The sequence below is a fragment of the Leeuwenhoekiella sp. MAR_2009_132 genome (genome assembly GCF_000687915.1).
Lineage (GTDB): Bacteria > Bacteroidota > Bacteroidia > Flavobacteriales > Flavobacteriaceae > Leeuwenhoekiella.
Genome location: NZ_JHZY01000002.1, coordinates 1882962 through 1905000 on the forward strand (window position 1 = coordinate 1882962; position 22039 = coordinate 1905000).

Annotated in this window: 17 protein-coding genes and 2 tRNA genes (1 of these 19 running past the window's edge); 5 read left to right on the forward strand and 14 right to left on the reverse strand. The window is 35.9% G+C overall.

Going from position 1 to position 22039, the window contains the following annotated elements; genetic code table 11:
* Window positions 1-151: 151 nt before the first annotated feature.
* The 9 genes from P164_RS08005 to P164_RS08045 form a co-directional block, all read right to left on the reverse strand.
* A complete protein-coding gene (locus tag P164_RS08005) occupies window positions 152-859 on the reverse strand; it encodes a FadR/GntR family transcriptional regulator (RefSeq protein ID WP_028375916.1) in 708 nt (235 codons plus the stop codon).
* Between the two features lie 185 nt (window positions 860-1044).
* The gene (locus P164_RS08010) at window positions 1045-1947 is read right to left on the reverse strand and encodes a polysaccharide lyase family 7 protein (RefSeq protein WP_035899429.1); all 903 of its coding nucleotides are present in this window, start codon (window positions 1945-1947) and stop codon (window positions 1045-1047) included.
* 14 nt (window positions 1948-1961) lie between these two features.
* Entirely contained in the window at window positions 1962-2834 is an 873-nt protein-coding gene (locus P164_RS08015) for a PKD domain-containing protein (protein ID WP_051621272.1), read from the reverse strand.
* A 19-nt stretch (window positions 2835-2853) separates the two neighbouring features.
* A complete protein-coding gene (locus P164_RS08020) occupies window positions 2854-4275 on the reverse strand; it encodes a RagB/SusD family nutrient uptake outer membrane protein (protein WP_028375919.1) in 1422 nt (473 codons plus the stop codon).
* Between the two features lie 28 nt (window positions 4276-4303).
* Complete coding sequence (locus P164_RS08025) at window positions 4304-7357, reverse strand: SusC/RagA family TonB-linked outer membrane protein (protein ID WP_028375920.1); 3054 nt, start codon at window positions 7355-7357, stop codon at window positions 4304-4306.
* A gap of 289 nt (window positions 7358-7646) precedes the next feature.
* Window positions 7647-7991 (reverse strand): cupin domain-containing protein, encoded by a 345-nt coding sequence (locus tag P164_RS08030; RefSeq protein ID WP_028375921.1) that lies wholly within the window; start codon window positions 7989-7991, stop codon window positions 7647-7649.
* Window positions 7992-8001: 10 nt separating this feature from the next.
* On the reverse strand, window positions 8002-10269 hold the full coding sequence (locus tag P164_RS08035; RefSeq protein WP_035899430.1) for an alginate lyase family protein: 2268 nt from the start codon (window positions 10267-10269) through the stop codon (window positions 8002-8004).
* 178 nt (window positions 10270-10447) lie between these two features.
* The gene (locus P164_RS08040) at window positions 10448-10861 is read right to left on the reverse strand and encodes a hypothetical protein (protein WP_028375923.1); all 414 of its coding nucleotides are present in this window, start codon (window positions 10859-10861) and stop codon (window positions 10448-10450) included.
* A gap of 9 nt (window positions 10862-10870) precedes the next feature.
* On the reverse strand, window positions 10871-13180 hold the full coding sequence (locus tag P164_RS08045) for a chondroitinase-B domain-containing protein (RefSeq protein ID WP_028375924.1): 2310 nt from the start codon (window positions 13178-13180) through the stop codon (window positions 10871-10873).
* Window positions 13181-13283: 103 nt separating this feature from the next.
* Here P164_RS08045 and P164_RS08050 point away from each other — a divergent pair, with 103 nt between their 5' ends.
* Together P164_RS08050 and fbp are read left to right on the forward strand one after the other, a co-directional pair.
* Window positions 13284-14003, forward strand: a complete 720-nt coding sequence (locus tag P164_RS08050) for a ribonuclease activity regulator RraA (RefSeq protein ID WP_035899618.1) — start codon at window positions 13284-13286, stop codon at window positions 14001-14003.
* A gap of 4 nt (window positions 14004-14007) precedes the next feature.
* Window positions 14008-15006, forward strand: coding sequence for a class 1 fructose-bisphosphatase (fbp, locus tag P164_RS08055; RefSeq protein WP_028375926.1), 999 nt, complete (start codon window positions 14008-14010; stop codon window positions 15004-15006).
* Window positions 15007-15102: 96 nt separating this feature from the next.
* Here fbp and P164_RS18665 read toward each other — a convergent pair whose 3' ends face one another.
* The 4 genes from P164_RS18665 to P164_RS08070 form a co-directional block, all read right to left on the reverse strand.
* Entirely contained in the window at window positions 15103-15255 is a 153-nt protein-coding gene (locus P164_RS18665) for a hypothetical protein (RefSeq protein ID WP_159106011.1), read from the reverse strand.
* 260 nt (window positions 15256-15515) lie between these two features.
* Window positions 15516-15590, reverse strand: a tRNA-Pro gene (locus P164_RS08060).
* 23 nt (window positions 15591-15613) lie between these two features.
* Window positions 15614-15697, reverse strand: a tRNA-Ser gene (locus P164_RS08065).
* Between the two features lie 141 nt (window positions 15698-15838).
* Window positions 15839-17884 carry an HD family phosphohydrolase gene (locus P164_RS08070; RefSeq protein ID WP_028375927.1) on the reverse strand — a complete coding sequence of 682 codons (2046 nt, stop codon included), beginning with the start codon at window positions 17882-17884 and terminating at the stop codon, window positions 15839-15841.
* A 254-nt stretch (window positions 17885-18138) separates the two neighbouring features.
* Here P164_RS08070 and P164_RS08075 point away from each other — a divergent pair, with 254 nt between their 5' ends.
* Together P164_RS08075 and P164_RS08080 are read left to right on the forward strand one after the other, a co-directional pair.
* Window positions 18139-19314 (forward strand): acetyl-CoA C-acyltransferase, encoded by a 1176-nt coding sequence (locus tag P164_RS08075; protein WP_028375928.1) that lies wholly within the window; start codon window positions 18139-18141, stop codon window positions 19312-19314.
* 88 nt (window positions 19315-19402) lie between these two features.
* Window positions 19403-20152, forward strand: a complete 750-nt coding sequence (locus P164_RS08080; protein WP_028375929.1) for a C40 family peptidase — start codon at window positions 19403-19405, stop codon at window positions 20150-20152.
* 64 nt (window positions 20153-20216) lie between these two features.
* Here the strand turns inward: P164_RS08080 and P164_RS08085 are convergent, their stop codons facing one another.
* Window positions 20217-21383, reverse strand: coding sequence for a class I SAM-dependent RNA methyltransferase (locus tag P164_RS08085; RefSeq protein ID WP_028375930.1), 1167 nt, complete (start codon window positions 21381-21383; stop codon window positions 20217-20219).
* 75 nt (window positions 21384-21458) lie between these two features.
* Between P164_RS08085 and P164_RS08090 the strand changes: the two genes are divergently transcribed.
* Window positions 21459-22039: the 5' portion of a ZIP family metal transporter gene (locus P164_RS08090; protein WP_028375931.1), read on the forward strand. The gene runs 88 nt beyond the window's last position; 581 of the gene's 669 nt are visible here — the first part of the coding sequence; its start codon is at window positions 21459-21461; the stop codon falls past the right edge of the window.

Sequence of the window (22039 nt, forward strand, 5' to 3'; positions counted from 1 at the left end):
AGTTACTTGTTTCTATCTGATTATTTCACCTTAATTTTAGGCAAAATAATACCTGCTGAATTTTTAATGATTTTTAAAAATTCAGTATTAATTTCTAATAAATTAAGTGCTTAAAGCTGCAGCTAACCGGCTGCTTAAAACTTAAAGACTCCTATAAATCTACATTATAGCAATACTTATACAGGCTTTTAAAATGTATTTTCATAAGCTCTTTACTCCCCTGAACATCTTTATTTTTAATTGCTTCAAAAATTGCCTTATGTTCTTCTATACCTCTAAAAGTTTGATCATCATCACAAACGTGATATTTCTCAAAATTGGTTATAATTTCAGGCGTTATTATTAGCATAAGTGTATTTAAACTTGAGTTGCCACTGGCTTTAGCTATCGCCAGATGAAAAAGTAAATCTTCCTGAACCGCATCCTCACCTAATAATGCTTTTTTTGTATATGCATCTAGCGCCTGTTTCATATGTACTAATTGCTCTTCAGTACGGCGCTGTGCTGCTAATCTTACCGTTTTTAACTCTAACAAAATACGCGTTTCTACGAGTGACTTAAAATCTGGATCTTCTAGATTAAGTATTTCATTTATCATCCCATTTAACGCTGTTACACCTAGTTGCGCAACAAAGGTTCCGCTTTGCGGAATAGATTCTAATATACCATAAAACTCTAATGTCTGTATCGCCTCTCTAATCGTACTGCGGCTAACCTCAAATTTTTCTGAAAGCATACGCTCTGAAGGCAGCTTATCGCCAGGCTCTAAATTCTTATAATTTATATGATCCCGTATTTTTGAAATAATAGCATTACGCAACCCTTTATTATCTGTTTTTGTTAAAGCTTCTATCTTCATAACACATTAAATGTTTCTGATTAAACTGGTTTACCAGATTGGTTTATCAAATTTAAGGAATTTTATTTTAGTAAAAAAGTAAAACTTAATCCATTAACCTAGCCTCAACTATGCAGTAGATGAGGCTAAGTACAGGACCTCGAAAACCTAACGAAACTTAAACAAACAATTGACTCTTAATACTTTTAATGACTTACTTCTAGTTTATAAAACTTAACACTTGCATGTGCTCCCTTGTCACGAGTCTGAAAGTAATTTCCTGCTTTAAAATAATTTTCAAACACACCCCATTTTTTAATATTTACGTCATCATAAACAGCAAATTCTGTATTATTTAAACTCACAATCATTTCCCCATCTGAAACTTTAACCTCAATATCAAACTTTTTAAAACCTACTTCCTGCTCAAAAGTGTGTCCCTCGTCATCTCCCCAGGCCTCTTCATGCAAAATACCTTCTTCTGAAACAGCGGTATTCTTTAGCACTTTTGTTTTTACCCTAATCTGCCCATTTTGCCAATAAATCTTCAAAATAGGTGGTGCATTATTATCATCCTGACCTATCAATTCTTTTTGAGAATTTGTAAGTCTGCCGTGAATTTGAAGAATGATAACCCGATGGTATTTACCTTCATCATCTTTAGTAACATCTTCCATCGCAATACGGGCTTTTAATTTCCCTCCCTGAGCAAATGTCCAGTTTACATTATCATCGCCAGGTACCATCTGCTCCCGAAGTTCTGATCTGCTGTACTTCGTATTTGCCGTTGTAGCTTCTGATGGATATGCGTGAAAAACCAATGCCCCTGCAGTAGAATCATTATACATAAATGGTTTTAAAACCGGATTTGTAGCGTATTTTAAAATGGCAGGTGGCTCAACACTAATAGCTCCTCCTTTACCAGAACCTTCGGGGATTGTAACCTTCCAGTGCGATAAATCTATATTGGGTAATTTTACACGATCAACTTCAGCTTGCACAACGGTCTCCGCTTCATCTTCAACCATGGGCCCATGTTCCTGAGAGCAGGCTGTAGAAGTAGCAAGTTGCAGCGCAATCGCTACTATACCTAGTTTATTTATAAACATTATTTTTATTTTTATTATTCCGCAGGTATTATAGATACATCATCTAAATACGATTCACTTGCATTTGCACCTGAATCAAATAGAATAGAAATATTACCGTTTGCTCCAGTTTCAAATTCAACAATAAGTCGATTAAAATTACCCTTACCATCGTTAGTTGTCCCAGCTGTCTGTCCCAGTTGAGGAGCGTTAGCAAACTCACTAAAATTATTTAATTGACCATCTATTACGGTAGCTCGTACGCTATCACCGTCTGATTGAATAGCATAATACGCCGTTAAAATATATTTTGTATTTGCAGAAACAGTTACTGCCTGGTAAGAAACCCGTGGACTATTGGAACTTGCAGTTGTAAATTTTGCACCACGTGTACCATTACGCCCATCAGAGGTAGTTTGATGTATACTGCCACCACTAATTCTCCAGCAATCTCTACTGTCTCCAGTACCGCAAATACCGGCTGCATCTTGAAATTCTGCAGCACCTATTTCTGGAGTTATAGCTGTAGGAACTGGTGGTTCTACAATTGTAATTTCTGTCGTAAAAGTATCTGTTTTACCAAGCGCGTCTGAAGCGGTTAAAGACACCGTGTAAGTACCTTCATCTGGATAGGTATTTATAGCATCACGCGTATTAGCTGTATTACCATCCCCAAAGTCCCAGGCATAAGTAGTTGCGCTTCCTGAAAAATTTGCAAAACTATAGGTCAAAAAATCAGTATCACTTTGTGAGGCTGTAAAATTAGCCTCTGGTGGTGTAAGATCTTCTATAGAACCTTCTTCTGGCAAGTCATATTCAAAATCGCAAGCAATTAAACTGAATATCATACAAGCTGAAAACAAGAACTTAAAAAAATGTAAACCGGCTATTTGTTTTATCGTGTTCATCGTAATTGTTTTTTAATTTTTAGTAACCCGGGTTTTGAGTCATCACACCATTACTTAGGTTAATTTCTCGTTGTGGTATAGGCAATAACAAATCTGTTGCATTAAAGCTGTATCCATTTACATCTGAAAAAGCAGATAGCACTTCTTGTGCTACGCCAAAACGTACCAGATCAAAAAAGCGCTGATTCTCAAATGCTAATTCTACTCTTCGCTCTGCCAGCAAATCTTCTTTTGTAATTGTAGTTATAGGAGTTGTAAGTCCTGCTCTGTCTCTTACCTTTTGAAATGAATTTAACGCAGCTGTTGCTGAAGTTTGTTGACCTCCTGCCAAGATTGCTTCTACGTGCATAAGCAATACATCTGCGTAACGAATAACAATCCAGTCATTACCGGCAAGTTCAGGATTACTTGCGGTAGCCGCAATGCCTAAATTTGCATCGCCGTTAGGGATATATTTTGCTACCTGATATTGTGTAGGCTGTGCAGCATCTTGTCTATAGGAGTAGAGCGTTCTGTTGCCTCCTAAATTGTCTAAAACTTCGCGAGCATCTGAAGTTACATAGTTGACCCCGCTGGTGCGTCCTACAGAATTTAACCATTCTGCAGAAATATTTTGACTGTCTGATGTAAGATCTGATGTATAACCTACAGCAAATATGACTTCATTATTATCTTCAGTATAAAAAACATCTTTAAAATTAGGCTCAAGACTAAAACTACCAGACATAACGCTCTCGAGTAAGGTTTGCGCTTCTGAGTAGTTAGAACCTTGTGTTAAGTAAACTTTTGCAAGTAAAGCCTGAGCCGCAGCTTTTGATGCTCTGTTTCTATAGGTATTATCTAAACCTGCAACAGCAGTCTGTAAATCTGTAACAATTAAATCATAAATACTGCTGGTTGCTACACGTGTAAAAGCGATCTCACGCTCTAATGGTCCTGTAAGTCTATCTATTAGCGGAATATCGCCATACAAACGTACCAGGTTAAAATAAGCATACGCTCTTACAAACTTTGCTTCAGCTTCAAAAGCAGGAGCTTTATCTGCTGATGCCGCTTCAAGACTAGATAACACCAGATTTGCTCTATAAATAATCTCGTAAAAGCTATTGTAATAATTACTTACAATACCGTTACTGGGAGTTACCGTATAACTCTCAAACTGTGCTGCCTCACCTTCACTCGATTTAGTGCGGGTATTATCGCTGCGCATTTCAGTTAAGTAATATTCTCTTTGAATACTAAAGTTTTCATCAAGATCATTTGAATTGACACCTTGTATCGCATCATACATACCAATAACACCGGTTAGTATCTCATCGTCATTTTTAAAATAACCCTCTGAAGATACCGCAGATTCAGGTAAAGGCTCCAGAAAATCTTCTCCGCAGGAAACCATGATCCCGGTAAGAAGCAGTACAATAATTGGAAATACTTTTTTCATAATTATGTTCGTTTTGCTTTTCATATTCTTAAAAATCAGCATTAATACCAAAAGATATAGTTCTGAATATAGGTGAACCACCACGCTGATAACCATAGGTTGTAGGTGATGTATCGTCTATTGATTCTGGATTAAAACCGGTATAATTATCTGCTGTCAAATACATAAGATTTTGTCCTGCAGCATACACTCTAAATCCTGTTAATCCTACTTTTGAAGTTAGTGTCTTGGGGAAGTTGTACCCAAGATTCACATTACGCAAAGCGATATAAGATGCATCCTGAACAATAGAATTAGTAAAGATTTTTTCTTTAATAAAGCCCTGATTAGGCGTAGTTTGTACATTAAAATCCTGACCGCTGTTAAAGTGGTTAAAAATGTATTGATCTCCCATATTACGCACTTCTGCACCGTGGCTTCCTTGAAATAAGAAACTTATATCTACATTTCCTATTTTAAAATCATTAGAAATACTCCATACTAAATCTGGATACGGGCTACCTAATATCGTTTTATCATCATCATCAATTAAACCATCACCATTTAAATCTTTTACATACACGTCCTGCGCCTGCCCACCTATTGGAAAATATGGTTGTTGTAAGTTTTCTAAAGCAATCTCTTCATCTACCACCCAACCATAAAATGAAGATATAGGTTGACCTTCCAGGTTTATCCATTCTGAAGCCCGTTTGTCATCTGTTATCTGAATTTGACCATTAGAATCTGCAAAGTCAGTTAATTCATTATCATTCATTGAGGCTAAAATTGTAGTGCTCCACTGAAATTTTGGTGTTGAAATGTTGCGAGTACGCAGCTCAATCTCGATACCACTGTTTACAACCTCTCCTATATTTACAAGTGCATTTCTAAAACCTGTTGTTGAACTTACAGGATTAAATAATAGCAATTGATCACTAGTACGCTTGTAATAATCTACAGATCCAGTAATGCGATTGTTTAAAAAGCCAAAATCAACACCAGGATTGTATTCTCTAGAACGCTCCCATTGTAAATCTGGGTTAGCAATGTTAAGCGCAATATATGCTGCTTGCAAACTACCATCTATAGTTGCCGAAGAAGGTCCTAATAAAGGTAATGATGGGTATAAATCTATAATATCACTCCCAGTATCTAAATCTTTGTTTCCGGTAAAACCATAACTAAATCTAAACTTAAGGGTACTCAGTGTATTACTTTCTTTTAAGAAATCTTCCTGCGCAATATCCCAACCTACAGACACTGCAGGGAAATCACCGTATTTATTATCTGAACCAAAAACTGAACTACCATCTCTACGGAAACTTAATGAAGCTAAATACTTGTTAGCATATGCATAATTTACTCTGGCAAAATAAGACTGAAAACGCTCAGCAAATTTATAGGAGTCAATATCTGTTAACACAGTTGCCGCTGTTAAGGTGCGTATTAAATCTGAAGTGTAACCCGTACCTAATGAACTTTCTCCTGAATAATCCCATTTTTCAAAAGCGATACCTGCAAGCACATCAAACTCGTGCTCTCCAATCTCTTTATTGTATGTTAAATAACTTTCTGAAGCGATGTGAATTTGCGTTTCATTAGATACTTCATAACTCGCATCTGCAGCACCGTTTCTACTGGATAAAACACCTTGCCATCTGTCACGTTTTGTACTTTGATAATCTCCAGAAAGTGTACTTCTCAATTTTAGATTGTCATAAATCTCATACTCTCCGTAAAAGTTTCCGTTAAGTTTAAATTTATAATCATTTCGGTCACGCTCGATAACTTTTGCTGCCGGGTTTGTATTTGAAGTATCACTAATGTCAATCAATGTTCCGTTACCAAATAAATCGTAATTATCAAAATGTCTTTGCACAGCATAATCACCTATCTGAACATCAGGATAAACTGAACGATCTACGTATTGTATAGTATTTGCATCATGATATACAGGTAACCAGGCCGGCTGGCGTAATATATCGTGAGTAGACCCATCAAACCTACGTGTATTTGTATATGAAGGTGCCAGGTTACCTCCTATTTTAAATTTATTGCTAACTTTAGAATCTAACTTTAGACGTAAGTTATAACGCTTATAATCGTCTGTTAATAGCACACCCTCATCGTGTAAATATCCTAATGAGATGCTAAACTTTGTATTCTCGTTACCTCCACGGGCGCTAAGTGAATGGTTTTCGATCATACCACCATCAAATATGATGTCTTGCCAGTCTCTGTCTATACCTATTTGCTGTATGTACTGCGTTCTGTTAGACAAGCTTCCTGTAGCAGCTAATTCTGCCGCAGCAGTCTTTGCTACAGAAAAGTAATAGGCATCACTCTGTCTCGCTTCTTTAAACCCGGTATATCCCTGGTAACTGAATACAGTTTTACCTTCTTTACCTTGTTTTGTAGTAATTAGAATTACACCATTACCTCCACGAGAACCATATATAGCAGCAGATGCAGCATCCTTTAATACATCAAAAGATTCTACCTCGCTCATATCTAAACTCCCTAAAAAGTCATTATCTACAACTAGACCATCTACAACAATCAACGGGTCTGAACTCCCGGTAAGTGATCCTGTACCTCTAATACGTATTGTAGGCGCAGAACCAGCTTCTCCATTAGTCGCCTGTACGTTAACACCAGATATTTGACCTACTAATGCATCATCTACACGTGAAACCGGCAATTGATCCAGATCTTCATTTACCACACTCGACACCGCACCGGTTAAGTGACTCTTTTTACGTGTACCATAACCTACCACAACGACCTCGTCTAGGTTTTGAGCATCATCAGATAATGACACATTTAATTCTTCTTTTCCCGCAACCGATAACGTTTGCGTAACAAAGCCAACATAAGAAAATATAAGTTTTGAATCACTAGAAACCGTAATTTCATAATTACCATCAAAATCTGTCACTACGCCAGAGGTAGTTCCTAACACCAAAACATTTACTCCCGGTATGGGACTATTGTCTGATGCAGCTGTTACTGTACCGCGTATTGTATAATTCTCCTGTGCAATTAATAGAAACTGACAGAGAAACATAATAAACACAGTCGTTATAGTTTTAACATTCATACGAAAAAAGGTTTATTCTTTTAATTTATTACTACTTGAAAGTATGATGTAAATCTCACACTTATATTGGTATTCCAAACTGGTTTACCAATTTGGTTTTCCAAATATATACAATATAAAACCATAAAAAAAAATTAATAATGTTAAAATAGTTGTTGATTATTAATTTATTATACTGTGAATTATTGATTCATAATAAAAGTGGCTGTCTTTTAATAAGACAGCCACTTTGAGCCAATTCTTTTTAGAGTCCAGATCTATAATTAATTTTGATATTTATACTGAAATATTACATAAAATCCTCACGTATGGGACTAAATACATCTATAAGCATACCATCTTCTGTACATAAAGCGCCGTGCAATACATGTGGTGGAATATAAAATGAATCTCCGCTTTTCAAAGTCTTTGTCTCCCCTCCTATCGTAACATCAAAACTCCCCTTCACGACATAAGTAACTTGTGCGTGATGATGCTCGTGCATAGGACCAATACTTCCTTTTTTAAAATCTACCTGTACCATCATTATTGTGTCGTCGTATCCTTTAATTTTGCGTTTTACTCCATCGCCCACAGTTTCCCAGGCGATCTCATCTCCTAATAAAAATTCTTTACTTGCTCCAAATGTTTTCATTGTATTCTTTTTATCGATTTGTAAAATAATACGGTCCATCCCAAGTATATGTGGTTCCGTTAAGTGTTAATTTGTGTTTTTCTTGAGTGCTAGACTTTAGATTTGCAATGATTAATATATACGATGAATCGTTAATCAAATCTACTTTTACAGCTGTATATGCTTCAGTATCTACTACTATATCAATATTTTTTACGGCAGATTCTGTATTTTCAGCTCTTTCATTTACCGTATTGTAAGTACCGTGTGATTCTAATATATTAACGAAGAGCGTGTTTTTGACTTTAGCTTTTCGAAACAAAATACCCGCTTCTCTTCTAAGATTAAATTCTGGATCGTTAGCACCCTGTCTTACAAATAATATGCTATCTCCTACAGTAGTTTTACTACTCAAAGTATAAAATAAATCTTTGTTAAGCCACGTAATCTGTGTGAACTCTGTATCTGCTTTTGCCGTGGCTTCTTTCCAAAGATGCTGATATCCATTTGAAAGACCTAGAGGTTCAAGGTTGTTCTCTGCACTGGGTTTTATTGAAATGTCTATAAGCTGACCCTTATAGTAAAAAGGTAAATCATATTGATTTTCTACATCAGCCTGTACTTTTAATATATCGAGAAGTAGTGGCTTTGAGTTATTTTTCTGTGGAAGCATTGCCAGTGTACGCTGCATTGCAGTTCCCGGGTATGCGTTATTTTCTTTAGCGCTTACAATTTGTAGATTGTCATTATTTATGTCTTGAAAATAAAGCTCAGAATGGTACTCACTACCGGTTTTGAAGTCACCGTTATAGTGAGAGACTTCATTTTGAACAAGCGTATTATGGGCGATAGTCTGTTTTGCCCAGGTGGTGTTCTCTTTTAAGTAACCACCGCCATTCTTTGCGTTTATATTTACAAAACGCGCTAATCCATAATCGGGTAAAACCTCATACCCATTCTCATAAACAGAATAGGAGAGTTTATCGTAATGCCCATGACTGTTACCTTGCGCGCTGTATTTAAATACCAGTTCTAGATCACTTCCTGGCTTAGAACGCAAAATAGTAAGGCCTCCCTGTTTTCCGTCAGGACCATCTGTTAAACTGAGTGATTTTTTCTTGAAAGGCTCAATCTCCTGTTCTTTTAAAGCAAAAGCAACTGCGAGTCCTGCGTCATCTAAGGTTACTTCGTTTTGTGTTTTTGCAAGGGCAAGTAGTTGCCTATCCTGATGCCCATAATGATATGCGATATCAACACTATTTATTAATGCTGAGTTGTAATAAGACATCCCTTTCTGGGCATCGTTTAGCGGAAAAAAATCACCGTTTGAGTCGGTTAAATTTAATAATGCATAAACCGCCTTAAGCTGCACATTATCTTTATACTGTAACACTTCTAGTTGCGGTAATGTATTTTCTAGAGCTGCTGAAAAGGCCAAAAAGGGATACATCGCATATCGCTGATAATAGGGACCTTCTGTATAATAACCATCTGGCGAAAAAGCTTCTTCAATATTTGCTAAAAACCCCGCATCCTGACCAGGCTTCTTTATTAGCCCACCATCATTATCTACAGCATTTTCATCAATGCTGTCTTCGGGCAATCCATAAAGTGCATAATTAATTAATTCACTATCGCGCATTGCGAGTCCCATCATACCTACTGCGGCATTTCCCCATGTACTGTGATTGTGTATGCGATTAAAAAATTGGGGATTTTCTACTGAAAGAAACATTGCAAAAGGTCTAAATAATTGACGCTCCAATTTCTTTCGATCTTTTGGAGATAACCAGTCGTAAATTGCATCATACGCCTGGCTCATATTTACAAGCCAATTTGCATCGTTAAGACATTGCCAAAATAATTTACCTCTTGAGTACGATCGTGTTTCAGGATGTAAGGGTAATGTGGGATATATGCGTGCATATTCCATAAAAACCGCTTTGATATAATTAGCATACTTTTCATCACCATAAATCTGAAATAAAACACCCGCTTTCTGCAACACTACATAATTCTCTTTGTGTTGCATATGCGTATAACCGCCGGCCATATCTTTAGGAACAGGAACTTCTATTTTCTGGCTTAGTATAGAATCTATTTCTCTTTTTGTTTGTTCTAGCGTATTATCAAAAAGCGGTAAGCTCCCCAAATTAGCTTTTATTGCAGACAGACCTTCTTTTGAAATTAGCAACCCGTGATGCTCTTTATCTTTAAAGGTATAAGATTGTTTATTCTGCTGACTAAAAGCGGTGCAAAAAAAACACAATAGCAAAACGTGTAAAAATATTTTATTCATAATCTTAATATTGTTTTGTCAAATCAATGCTATAGGATGCTCCCATATCTAGCGTTTTGATTTGAGAAGCTTTGGTATCAGCTAAACTTTTGTGTATTTGCAACCCGTTTAACAAACGGTACCCAGTTTAAATTCTTTATAAGTGCCATTACCACTCTCTAGAGTTTTAAATTCATTGTTAAACCATTTTATGCTGACGTCCTAAATGTCTTAAAGCATAAACATCTACTGCTTCTCCATTTTTATAATTAAAGGGTAATTTCCTCTTAGTCCTACTTTCATATTTACTTTGATGATCGAGAGCTCTAGCGTGGTGAGCAGCTTCCACATCATATAGAGAAGTATAGTTTGCAAAACGTTTATCATTATTATGCCAGTCGTAAAAAAAATCTTTAGAAAACTGCACTCTGTAAAAGGCAGCTAGCTCTGCTACAGATATATTTTTAGAAGTATCGTCAAGCGTATCTCTAATAGTGGTCTTTAAAAATTGCAGAAGTTCTTCAATATCAAGAACCCGATTTTCAGGAATATGCTGGCCTAAAATTTCCTGCGGAAAAGAACCAATTATTAAAAAGAGAAGTATATAACGCATAGCCCCTATTTAATACATTAATTTTTGCTCCAGATTTTCTACAATCTTAAAATCTCCAGAATTTATAACGGTATTATCTACCGGTTTTTGTCCTTTCTCGCCCCATAGAATCGCTATAAATTCTACCGAATTGTTTTTAAATACATTCTTAGATATTGTTACGTGTACAATACCCCTATTTTTAATAAGCAGCTTTGCCTCATCAGATTTACCCGATTGTTTAATCGTATTTTTTGTAAAAATTAAGTTCCCGCCAATGGTTGACTCGTCGTACCCTCCTCTATAATAATCAATCACAGATTCAGAAATATTTTCAAAATTTGAATCTTCAATTATCACAAATTCTGCATTATACTCACCCGTATCATCTTTTTCCTGAGCGATTTGAATACCATTCTCAAAATTTAAAAAACTTGAATTATGTATTTGAATCGTGTCTGCAAATGAAGATTTTGATGTTTTTAAAATAGATTTAAAGTTCTCTAGTTTAGAATTTTTGATAAGTACATTATATGCACTAGACATATTTGTATCTAATGTACGTATCGCGTCCTGCTTATAAGTACCTGTAATAGACAATCCATCAAGTATTAGGTTACCGTTAGGATGCATTCTAAATGCCGGATTCTCCCCTGAGTTAAAATTAAGTCGCACCAGACTTCCCGCCTTTTTCGCCTTAAAAGTTAATTTCTTATCAATGTCGAGCGATTCGGTACACGTGTAATCTCCTTTTTCTAAAAGAAATAATGAACCAGACTCTGCATCTTTTATTGCTTGTATAAGATCTTTAGCATTAGAAATTGAAATAGGTTTTAAATTTTTATTCCCCTTTACCGGTTTAAACCAATCTGCCCCATATTGTGAATAATCAACTAATGGCACATCTGTTTCAGCTGAATTTATAACGGCACCAGCTTGTTTAAGATTTTCTCTAGAATTACCAAATAAATCTGTTTGTATAATTTCAAAATCAAAACCCTTATACACATCATCAAACTTTTCTTTGGGTGTATAGAAATAATCGCCTTTTTTTTCAATCGTTATCGTAGCAAGATCAATTCCGGAAGTTTTTAATGTGTTTTTAATATTTTCATTGAAATAGTTATTCTCAAATTTAACTCCGTCGATAGAATCATATAATTTTAAAATAGGTATTTGCTCCTCACTATAAATCAAATTATTAGCCAGTAGCATACGTTCTGCTCGTGCAGACCTAATCTCAGAAGCAGGCAAAACCTCTCGCTGATCTATGTTTGAGCCTACTCCAAAATTCCACGGAGTACCACAATACATCCAGGTATTGTAAGCCACAACTACATCGGTCACTTGATTATAACGATTGAGTGGAGATTTAGGAATACCATTCATTACTGCGAGTGGAGCTCTAAACTCTTCTCCTTTTAATTTATAGAAATAATTATTAGTAATCCAATGCCCTGTATTTATAACGCGAATCCCGCCAATGTTTTCTGAATTATCGTTACCTATAAAAACATTAGCATCTATTGTAGCATAGTTTCCGTGGCGCAAAACTAACGAACCTTCAGATTCAAAAAATACATTGTTTGAGAATGTATTAAAGTTAGATTTACTTGAAATAATTTCTACCTCCCCATTACATCGATCAAAAAGATTATTAGAGACATTTGTATACGATGGGGTCATTGAAGTATAACTATCTCCTATTTGTAAGGTCTCTCCGTGAGGGCCACCCTTTCTGGGGCGCGGTCCAAAATGATTATTTACAATCTGATGTCTGTTCTTTATGTGTTCGTTTCCTTTTAGAAAAACTCGTATAGTAGGACCTGTGTTTGATTTACCAGCGATATAACATTGCTTTAAAGTATTATTACGACCCCAGAATTCTACCCAATGATCATCTGCGTCTCTATCTGGCTGGGTAAAATTTTCAATAACACAGTTAATTACTTTAGAGTTATTGGCAATCAAATCATCAGAAATTTTAAACTGAATAACTGAATTTTTAGGAGTATACCCATCCTTAAAGTATAACCCATCAACTATTAAATAATTACCTCCTAATTTTAAATACGAAGTTCCCGTTATAAAAACCTCTCCTGCTTTTTCAGCTTTTAAAACGATAGGCTTATCTACTGTACCCTCTCCTTTAAATTCTAATTGCAAATTTTCCCACCTACCATTTTTCATCACAATGACAGAGCCAGGCTGAGAATTATCTATAGCTGCCTGAAGTTCTTTTATATTAGAAACTAATGTTTCTTTCTGGTAAGCAGCAGCGTACTCAGAATTAAAAACTAGTGCAAGTAACAATATTAAAAAATAAAATAGTTTGCTCATATTTATTGGTTTACCAAATTGGTTTACCAAATATATGTATATTTACGCATACCTCAAAAGATTAGTGGTTAAACTCCTGTTTTCTTTTATAAATCCTCAGTTTATGAGTAATCATTCAATAGATTATAGTAATGACTTTAAAGATATTAGTACAGCTACACTAGCGACTGCATTGTTTAAACGTGGTTTTAAAAATCAGTGTATTCAAAATATATCACCGTTACATACCTCTGGTAGAAAATTAATAGGTACGGCCTTTACCTTGCGTTATATACCCGCTCGTGAAGATCTTAATACTATTGAAGTATTTAAAAATCCTGAGCACCCTCAGCGTGTGGCTATAGAAACCTGTCCAGAAAATTCAGTATTAGTAATTGATAGTCGTAAGGATGCTCGAGCAGCTTCTGCAGGTTCTATACTCATTACGAGGTTACATATGCGCGGTTGTGCGGGTATTGTTACCGATGGTGGCTTTAGGGACAGTGCGGAAATCGCGGCTCTTGATTTTCCATCCTATCATAACAGACCTTCTGCGCCTACAAATCTTACGTTGCATCAGGCTATTGGAATTAACGAACCCATAAGCTGTGGAGATGTTGCAGTGTTTCCGGGAGATTTACTAGTGGGAGATGCAGATGGGGTTATTGTAATACCGCAACATCTTATAGCTGAACTTGCAATAGAATGTCTAGAAATGACCCACTTTGAAGATTTTGTAATGCAGGAAATGATAACTGGCGCAAGCACTCGCGGTCTTTACCCTCCTACAAACCCAAAAACTTTAGAGCGTTTTAATAATTGGAAAAAACTCAGAACCACATAAAATGATGAACAGACACATAACATTAGGAGAATTTATTGTTGAAAATCAAAAAGACTTTCCTTACGCAAAAGGAGAACTCAGTGCTTTATTGAGTTCAATACGTCTGGCAGGAAAAATGGTTAATCAAGCAATTAACAAGGCAGGCCTCTCTGAAATTTTAGGTAAAATGGGCAATCAAAATATACAAGGCGAAGAGCAGGCTAAGCTTGATGTAATGGCAAACGATGTCTTTATAAGCACTCTCAAAAGTCGTGGAGAAATTTGCGGAATTGCCTCTGAAGAATTAGATGATTTTTTAGTTTTTGATGAGCCAAAACATCAAAATGCAAAATATGTTATACTCATAGACCCGCTAGACGGATCCTCAAATATTGATGTTGATATCACAGTAGGCACCATATTTAGTATATATAGACGTATTTCACCAGTAGGCACACCAGCTACCTTTGAAGATTTTTTACAACCGGGTAACGCTCAGGTAGCTGCAGGATATCTTATCTATGGTACTTCTACCATACTCGTATATACATCGGGTAATGGGGTTAACGGCTTTACTTTTGACCCTGGAATAGGTTCCTTTTTTCTCTCACATCCAGATATTAAAATTCCGAAAGTAGGTAAGATTTATTCTGTAAATGAAGGTAATTACATTCACTTTCCAGGTGGTGTAAAAAAAATAATTAGGTGGATGCAGGAAATTGATCAAGCGGAGGGACGTCCTTTTACATCGCGTTATACGGGGTCTCTCGTGGCAGATTTTCATCGTAATATGCTTCTTGGTGGAATCTATTTTTATCCCGAAGGGACAACAGCTCCTAAAGGTAAATTACGACTTTTGTATGAGTGCAATCCCATCGCATTTATAACAGAACAAGCCGGTGGAATGTGTACAAATGGCACAGAAAGAATTTTGAATTTGAAACCAACCGAATTGCATCAACGTGTACCCTTTTACTGCGGAAGTGAGAATTTAATGTTGCAGGCTCATTCTTTCTTAAACTAAATAGAAAACCCCTCATTTTTCAATCATGAGTTTTCTGCTATATTAAATTATTTAGCCCATTCAAAATTTCAAAAGCCTTATCAAGCGGAGTTGGAGCTATATGTTTTGTATGCTTATCACTTTTTGAGATAATCCTAAAATGATATCGAGCAGAGTTTGTTGTGTATAACCGCCACTATATAATGCCTGTATTTCTTCTTCAGAAATAACCTCGAGATTACGGGTTAACGCTAATGTTGTCTCGTGCAATACCTGTAGTATTTTTTAGTAGGTAATGAATTGCGATCTCTATGTTCATTTATAATAGCGCCATCAACCTTCATTACTTTTGCTATACAAGTGTGTGCAGGTACACAATAATGGCACTCAAGCGCTACTTATTGGTTTGCCATAACACTGTAAGTTCGTTGATTTGAACCTCTTTAGCTTGATATTATAGCATGTAAAACAAAAAAAACCTGTTAATCAATAGATTAACAGGTTTTTGATACCCACTATAAAGTGGTTTGTCGGGGTGGCAGGATTCGAACCTGCGACCTCCTGCTCCCAAAGCAGGCGCGATGACCGGGCTACGCTACACCCCGAGGTGTATATTTAAAAAGTTTTGCGGAGAGACAGGGACTCGAACCCTGGCGACAGTTACCCGTCGACAGATTAGCAATCTGCTCCATTACCACTCTGGCACCTCTCCTTAAGAACGAAGCGTCTCTCTCAAAACGCGGGTGCAAATATATATCTAACTTTTAAATCAACCAAAGGTTTTGAAAGAATTTATTGCTTTTTTTTTGACTCTTTTTTTAATAGCCTGAAAACAAGATTATCACCACAAATATTATTCTGGATATTCTATACGCAGATGGTATATATTATTCAATTTTGACTTTAAAACCTTCTTTATCGTTTGTATTTCTTTAAACGTAATGTTGGCATTTAAAAACTGATTATCGTCCATCTGCTTATTAACAATTTTCTCTACAAAAGAATCTATTAATACTGATGTAGGATTTTTTAAACTCTTACTCGCAGCTTCAACACTATCTGCCATCATTAAAATAGCAGTTTCTTTACTAAATGGTAAAGGACCTGGATATCTAAAATCTTCAATCTTTACATCATCATCCTGTTCCTGCGCTTTCTTATAAAAATAATAAACGGTGCTGGTACCGTGGTGCGTACGTATAAAATCAATAACGCGATCTGGCAGGTTATTTTTACGAGCTATTTCAATACCATTAATTACGTGATCTATAATAATGCGAGCACTTTCATAGGGAGATAAATCTTCATGGGTATTAATACCTGTAGATTGATTTTCTGTAAAATCTGTAGGATTAGCCATCTTGCCTATATCATGATATAACGCACCTACTCGCGTAAGCATTGAGTTAGCTCCTATTTCATTTGCAGCGGCTTCGGCAAGGTTTGCCACATTTAAACTGTGATGAAACGTTCCAGGGGCTTTATTTGCTAAATCCTTAAGTAATTTCGAGTTGGTATCTGTTAACTCAAGAAGAGAAAGATCACTTACCAGACCGAATATCTTCTCATATGCATATATTAAAGGTTGCACAAAGAGTGTTGCAAGCCCTGTAATAATAAACATACTAAATGTCTCCCATTCGAGATTGTCTACCGTTCCTTCATGAATAATGTGAAATGCAAAATAACCTAATATATAGATAAAGGTTATTTGTCCTACCGAAATGAATAAGTTAGCCCTCTTATACAATTCTGAAACGGTAAGAATAGTGACAATTCCGGCAATTACCTGCAGAAACATATATTCTGAAGTGTTAGGCACAATAAAGCCTAATAAAAGAATAGCTATTACGTGTGTAAACAAACCCAATCTAGCATCAAAGAATGCCTTTATAACCAGCGGAAGAATACAAAGTGGTACGACATAAACGTAATTTGCGTCATACTTTACAATAATAGTGGTTAACAAAACCATTAAAATTATATTGAAAAATATGAAAGTCACTTTTGTATTGTTTTCAAAAACGGCTTCTCTGTAATTACGTATAAACAGCAATAGCATGGTAAGTGCTACCGAAACTAAAAGAACATACCCAAATACTACCCAATTGTACTTGCTCGCCGTCCAGGTCTGAGACTCATATTCTGCCTGTAGAGACTTCAAAATTTGATAGGTGTTTTGTTCTACAATCTCTCCCTTGGCAACAATGCGACTTCCTTTATTAACGACTCCTTTAGTAGGTGCTATTTTACTAAGTTCTGCGCTTAACTCCTTATTAGTAAGCTTTTCGTCATAAACAACATTAGGTTGTACTACATCAAAAAATAATTCTTTAAATCTATTTACAGCTTGTACGTAAGGTCCGTTTACTAATCGCCTATTGATTAAAACAGTAATTTCTGCAGTAGTATTTAAATTCTCAATAGAAGTCTCTTCAATTTCATTACCACGTCGCAGATATACTTTTCTTCCATCTTCAAAAGAAGCAATGTCACTTATAACTCCGTATTTATAAATATCCTCCAGAATTTTAGAACCAAAAGCCTTTAACTCTTTCTGTCGGTCTCTAAATATTGAATCTGTAAACACAGATGCAAACTGGTTTTCATAAGCCGCTTTAGATTCATTTGCTATATCCTGATCATAAATAAAATAAGGAATGATATTATTTTCAGCTTCAGAACGCTCACGCTCTAACTGATCTTCACTTTTTAAGATAGCAAAATCCACTGGTGCATATAAATTATCGTACTGCCAGGGTTTATTCTGTTGAAAATCAAACTGAAACTTTCCGCTCTTCGGAAAAAGATATACAATAAGAATAGTGCTCACAATACATAACAAAATCTTGTATAGCGATCCTTGATTTTTGTAAAACCTATTTAAAATATCTTTCATATTATTAATGAAAACAATAGTATTTATAGTGTGAAGCTAGAAAAAACATTTTAAGCCAATCCATAAGTCAAAATGCTCTTTTTGAAAACTGCGAGCATTAAGATTAGGTACTTTTTCAACTCAAATTCAAGAGTAAAAGTACTAAAATTAAATGGTTGAGATTATATACAGGGCTGTTGTCCAATGATAACGTTTTCGTAATAAAATGCCTAAATTTACGCAGCTTAAAATTTTAAATAAAAAAATCAATTATTATGCATAAAGAAGTTGTCATTGTATCTGCTGTTCGTACACCTATAGGGAGTTTTTTAGGAAGTTTATCATCCTTAACTGCTGTAAATTTAGGTGCAGCAGCAATTAAAGGTGCATTGTCTAGAATTAATTTAGACCCAACCCTGGTTACTGAAGTTTTTATGGGTAATGTGGTACAAGCTGGCGTAGGGCAAGCTCCTGCTCGACAGGCTGCCTTAAATGCAGGAATACCAGACACTGTCCCATGTACAACTATTAATAAAGTGTGTGCTTCTGGGATGAAAGCAGTAATCCTTGCAGCGCAATCAATTGCACTTGGAGATAATGAGATTGTTATTGCCGGTGGTATGGAGAGTATGAGTCAAATTCCTCATTATGTTCATATGCGCAACGGAAACAAATTTGGCCCGGCAACACTTATAGATGGAATGCAAAAAGATGGTCTTGTAGATGCTTATGATGGTAATGCAATGGGAGTATGTGCAGACCTATGCGCTAAAGAATATAAATTTTCTAGAGAAGATCAAGATGCGTTTGCAATAGAAAGCTACAAGCGCTCTGCTGCCGCCTGGGAAGCCGGTAAATTTAAAGACGAGGTAATACCTGTAGAAGTTCCGCAGCGTCGCGGCGAACCTATTATTGTTAATGAAGATGAAGAGTTTAAAAATGTAAGAATAGATAAAATTGCTGGTTTACGCCCCGCCTTTTCAAAAGATGGCACTGTAACTGCAGCTAACGCTTCTACCATAAATGATGGTGCCGGTGCGGTAGTTGTTATGAGCAAAGAAAAGGCAACTGAATTAGGCCTTGAAGTCTTGTGCACAATAAAAGGATATGCTGATGCAGCACACGAGCCAGAATGGTTTACAACGGCGCCTTCAAAAGCTTTACCTAAAGCTTTAGCTAAGGCAGGAGTTAATCAGGATGAGATTGATTTCTTTGAATTTAATGAGGCGTTTTCTGTTGTAGGTTTAGCGAATATGAAAATTTTAGGCTTAACTGCAGACAATGTAAATATTAATGGTGGCGCTGTATCACTTGGTCATCCTTTAGGTTGCAGTGGGGTGCGTATTTTAATTACACTAATTAATGTCTTAAAACAAAATAATGCTAAACTAGGTGCTGCAGCTATTTGTAATGGTGGTGGTGGTGCTTCGGCGATGGTAATTTCCAGGTAGTAATTTACAATTTAGTTCAGATGTTAATAATCTCATTGGTGGGTAAAAAGCATTTGAATTACTTTTACAAAAATTTCAAAACCGCCTGATGAATTACGGCATTTGCCCATTAAGTATTGTTCCTATGCGTTTAGAGCCTGCAGACCAGGCTGAGATGATTAACCAAGTACTTTATGGTGAACATTTTAAAGTACTCGAAATTCGTAAAAAATGGAGTCGCATTCGCCTTGCTCACGATAAGTATGAAGGATGGATAGATAATAAGCAGTATAAAGAGATTTCTGAAGATAATTATGCTGCCGCGGAAGATAAACAGCCGGTACTTGCCAGCGATTTATTACAAATGGCAACATCTTCAGACTCTCATATTCTTAGCATTCCATTGGGAGCTCAATTAGCAAATCTTGATCTAACAGGAGATTTGTATGAAGGTAATATGGCAGGTTCTGTAAATGATAAGTCGTCTTTCATAAATACAGCATTACTCTATCTAAAAAGCCCCTATCTGTGGGGAGGAAGAACTCCTTTTGGTTTAGACTGTAGCGGGTTTACACAAATGGTTTATAGACTTAATGGCCATGCATTATTACGAGATGCCTCTCAGCAAGCTGCACAGGGAGAAGCCTTAAGTTTTATTGAAGAAAGCGAGCCGGGCGATCTTGCTTTTTTTGATAATGATGAAGGCCGAATTGTGCATGTAGGTATAATGCTTCAAGATAATTACATCATACATTGCCACGGGGAGGTACGCATAGATCGTATAGATCATACCGGTATTTATAATGCAGAAAAACGCACGCATACTCACAAACTGAGAGTTATTAAAAGGATAGTTTAAACATAAAAACGGGCAACTTATCAGTATTAAGTTGCCCGTTTTTATATAAAGTGTATTCAGAGGATTACTCTTCTTCTTTCTGAAATTTTGCCTTTTTTGATCCTGCATAAATATCATACTTTACTAATCGTGATTCTAGTGAACCATTGTAAAGTTTAATTTTACGTGAGGTACGTAAGCCTACATGTTTAAGAGATTCAAGATTAGAAGTAATAAACCAGGCTTCTGTATCTTTATAATTTTGTTTTAAGGTATCGCCTATACTTTTATAAAAGGGCTCCATATCAATTTCAAGACGTTCACCATAAGGGGGATTAAATACCATATGTAAATGACGTTCCTTTTCTTTTTCAGTCTTAAAGAAATCTGCCTGTTTGATAGTAATAAATTCGCTTAATTCAGCATTTCTTACGTTCTCAATAGCTTTTTCAACAGCTGAAGGCGCCTTGTCATATCCTGAGATGGTGAAATGAAATTCACGTATTTTCTTTAGGGCAGACTCTTCAATAACATCAAACAAATCTGGATCCCAATCGTGCCAATTTTCAAAACCAAATTGCTTTCTATTTAAATTAGGTGGAATATTACAAGCGATCATTGCAGCCTCAATCAACATTGTTCCACTACCACACATAGGATCTAAGAAATCACTGTGTCCTTTCCAACCTGCAAGCATTAAACATCCTGCAGCAAGAACTTCGTTAATAGGTGCTATATTAGTGGCCAGACGATAACCTCGTTGATGTAGAGACACTCCACTACTATCAAGTGATATATTACAGGTATTGTTACGTATATGAATATCTATACTTAAACTAGGGAATTTTAGATCTACATCTGGACGCTCACCAGTGTTTTCTCTAAATTGATCTACAACTGCATCTTTTGCTTTTTGAGCAACAAATAAGGAGTGTGTAAACTCCTCGCCACTAATAGTAGCATTTATAGCAAACGTGTCATTAACACGCATATATTGACTCCAGTCTATGCTTTTAACTGCATCATACAGGGCATTCTCATCCTTAATAGTAAATGTCTTAAGTGGTTTAAGAATTTTAATAGCTGTTCTGCAGCACAGGTTTGCCTTATACATAAATCCCTTATCCCCACTAAAAGAAACACTTCTAGTACCTATTTCTACATCTCCTGCACCTAATTCTCGTAATTCTCGAGCTAGTAATTCTTCAAAACCAAACATTGTTTTGGCCAGCATTTTAAAGTTCCCTTCCATTGTAAAAATTTAGATTGCAAAAATAGGTTAATTTTATCGGTCAATTACGACTAACGCAACCAAGCCAATAATTCTATGATATTTATACTACCCGTTGCAGCAGTTTTGCTGGGATTTATACTTGCTTTACTCTTCAAACCTACCATTAATAACGCAGTTAAGTTGCTTTTAGCCTTTAGCGGAGCATTTTTACTTTCAATAACAATTTTTGAATTTCTTCCAGAATTATACGCCTCAGGTTCTAAAAATATAGGCTTATTTATAATGGCGGGATTACTACTTCAAATACTCCTTGAATTTTTATCTAGAGGTGCAGAACACGGTCATTTGCACTTAGAGGAAAATACAAAAACAATTCCATGGCTACTTTTAGCAAGTTTATGTGTACATTCTGCCTTTGAAGGTTTTCCACTTTCTCAAAATCAAGATTTAGTTTACGGCATAGTAGTACATAAAATACCTATAGCAATAATTATAAGTTCATTTTTACTGGCATCGAATATTAGCAGAATGCAAATTTTATTTTTTCTCTTATTATTTGCACTAATGACACCGTTGGGGAGTTACTTAGCAACCTTAGATTTTTGGTCAGAAAGTATTAGGAATGATATAAACGCGCTCGTAGTAGGCGTATTACTTCACGTCTCAACAACAAT

Bases quoted from the DNA above. Each gene is read 5' to 3' on its own strand.
- P164_RS08080 (WP_028375929.1), top strand. From the start codon at position 19,403: ATGAATTACGGCATTTGCCCATTAAGTATTGTTCCTATGCGTTTAGAG.
- P164_RS08040 (WP_028375923.1), bottom strand. From the start codon at position 10,861: ATGCGTTATATACTTCTCTTTTTAATAATTGGTTCTTTTCCGCAGGAA.
- P164_RS08050 (WP_035899618.1), top strand. From the start codon at position 13,284: ATGAGTAATCATTCAATAGATTATAGTAATGACTTTAAAGATATTAGT.
- P164_RS08030 (WP_028375921.1), bottom strand. From the start codon at position 7,991: ATGAAAACATTTGGAGCAAGTAAAGAATTTTTATTAGGAGATGAGATC.
- P164_RS08015 (WP_051621272.1), bottom strand. From the start codon at position 2,834: ATGAACACGATAAAACAAATAGCCGGTTTACATTTTTTTAAGTTCTTG.
- fbp (WP_028375926.1), top strand. From the start codon at position 14,008: ATGAACAGACACATAACATTAGGAGAATTTATTGTTGAAAATCAAAAA.
- P164_RS08025 (WP_028375920.1), bottom strand. From the start codon at position 7,357: ATGAATGTTAAAACTATAACGACTGTGTTTATTATGTTTCTCTGTCAG.
- P164_RS08070 (WP_028375927.1), bottom strand. From the start codon at position 17,884: ATGAAAGATATTTTAAATAGGTTTTACAAAAATCAAGGATCGCTATAC.
- P164_RS08020 (WP_028375919.1), bottom strand. From the start codon at position 4,275: ATGAAAAAAGTATTTCCAATTATTGTACTGCTTCTTACCGGGATCATG.
- P164_RS08045 (WP_028375924.1), bottom strand. From the start codon at position 13,180: ATGAGCAAACTATTTTATTTTTTAATATTGTTACTTGCACTAGTTTTT.
- P164_RS08005 (WP_028375916.1), bottom strand. From the start codon at position 859: ATGAAGATAGAAGCTTTAACAAAAACAGATAATAAAGGGTTGCGTAAT.
- P164_RS08035 (WP_035899430.1), bottom strand. From the start codon at position 10,269: ATGAATAAAATATTTTTACACGTTTTGCTATTGTGTTTTTTTTGCACC.
- P164_RS08075 (WP_028375928.1), top strand. From the start codon at position 18,139: ATGCATAAAGAAGTTGTCATTGTATCTGCTGTTCGTACACCTATAGGG.
- P164_RS08085 (WP_028375930.1), bottom strand. From the start codon at position 21,383: ATGGAAGGGAACTTTAAAATGCTGGCCAAAACAATGTTTGGTTTTGAA.
- P164_RS08010 (WP_035899429.1), bottom strand. From the start codon at position 1,947: ATGTTTATAAATAAACTAGGTATAGTAGCGATTGCGCTGCAACTTGCT.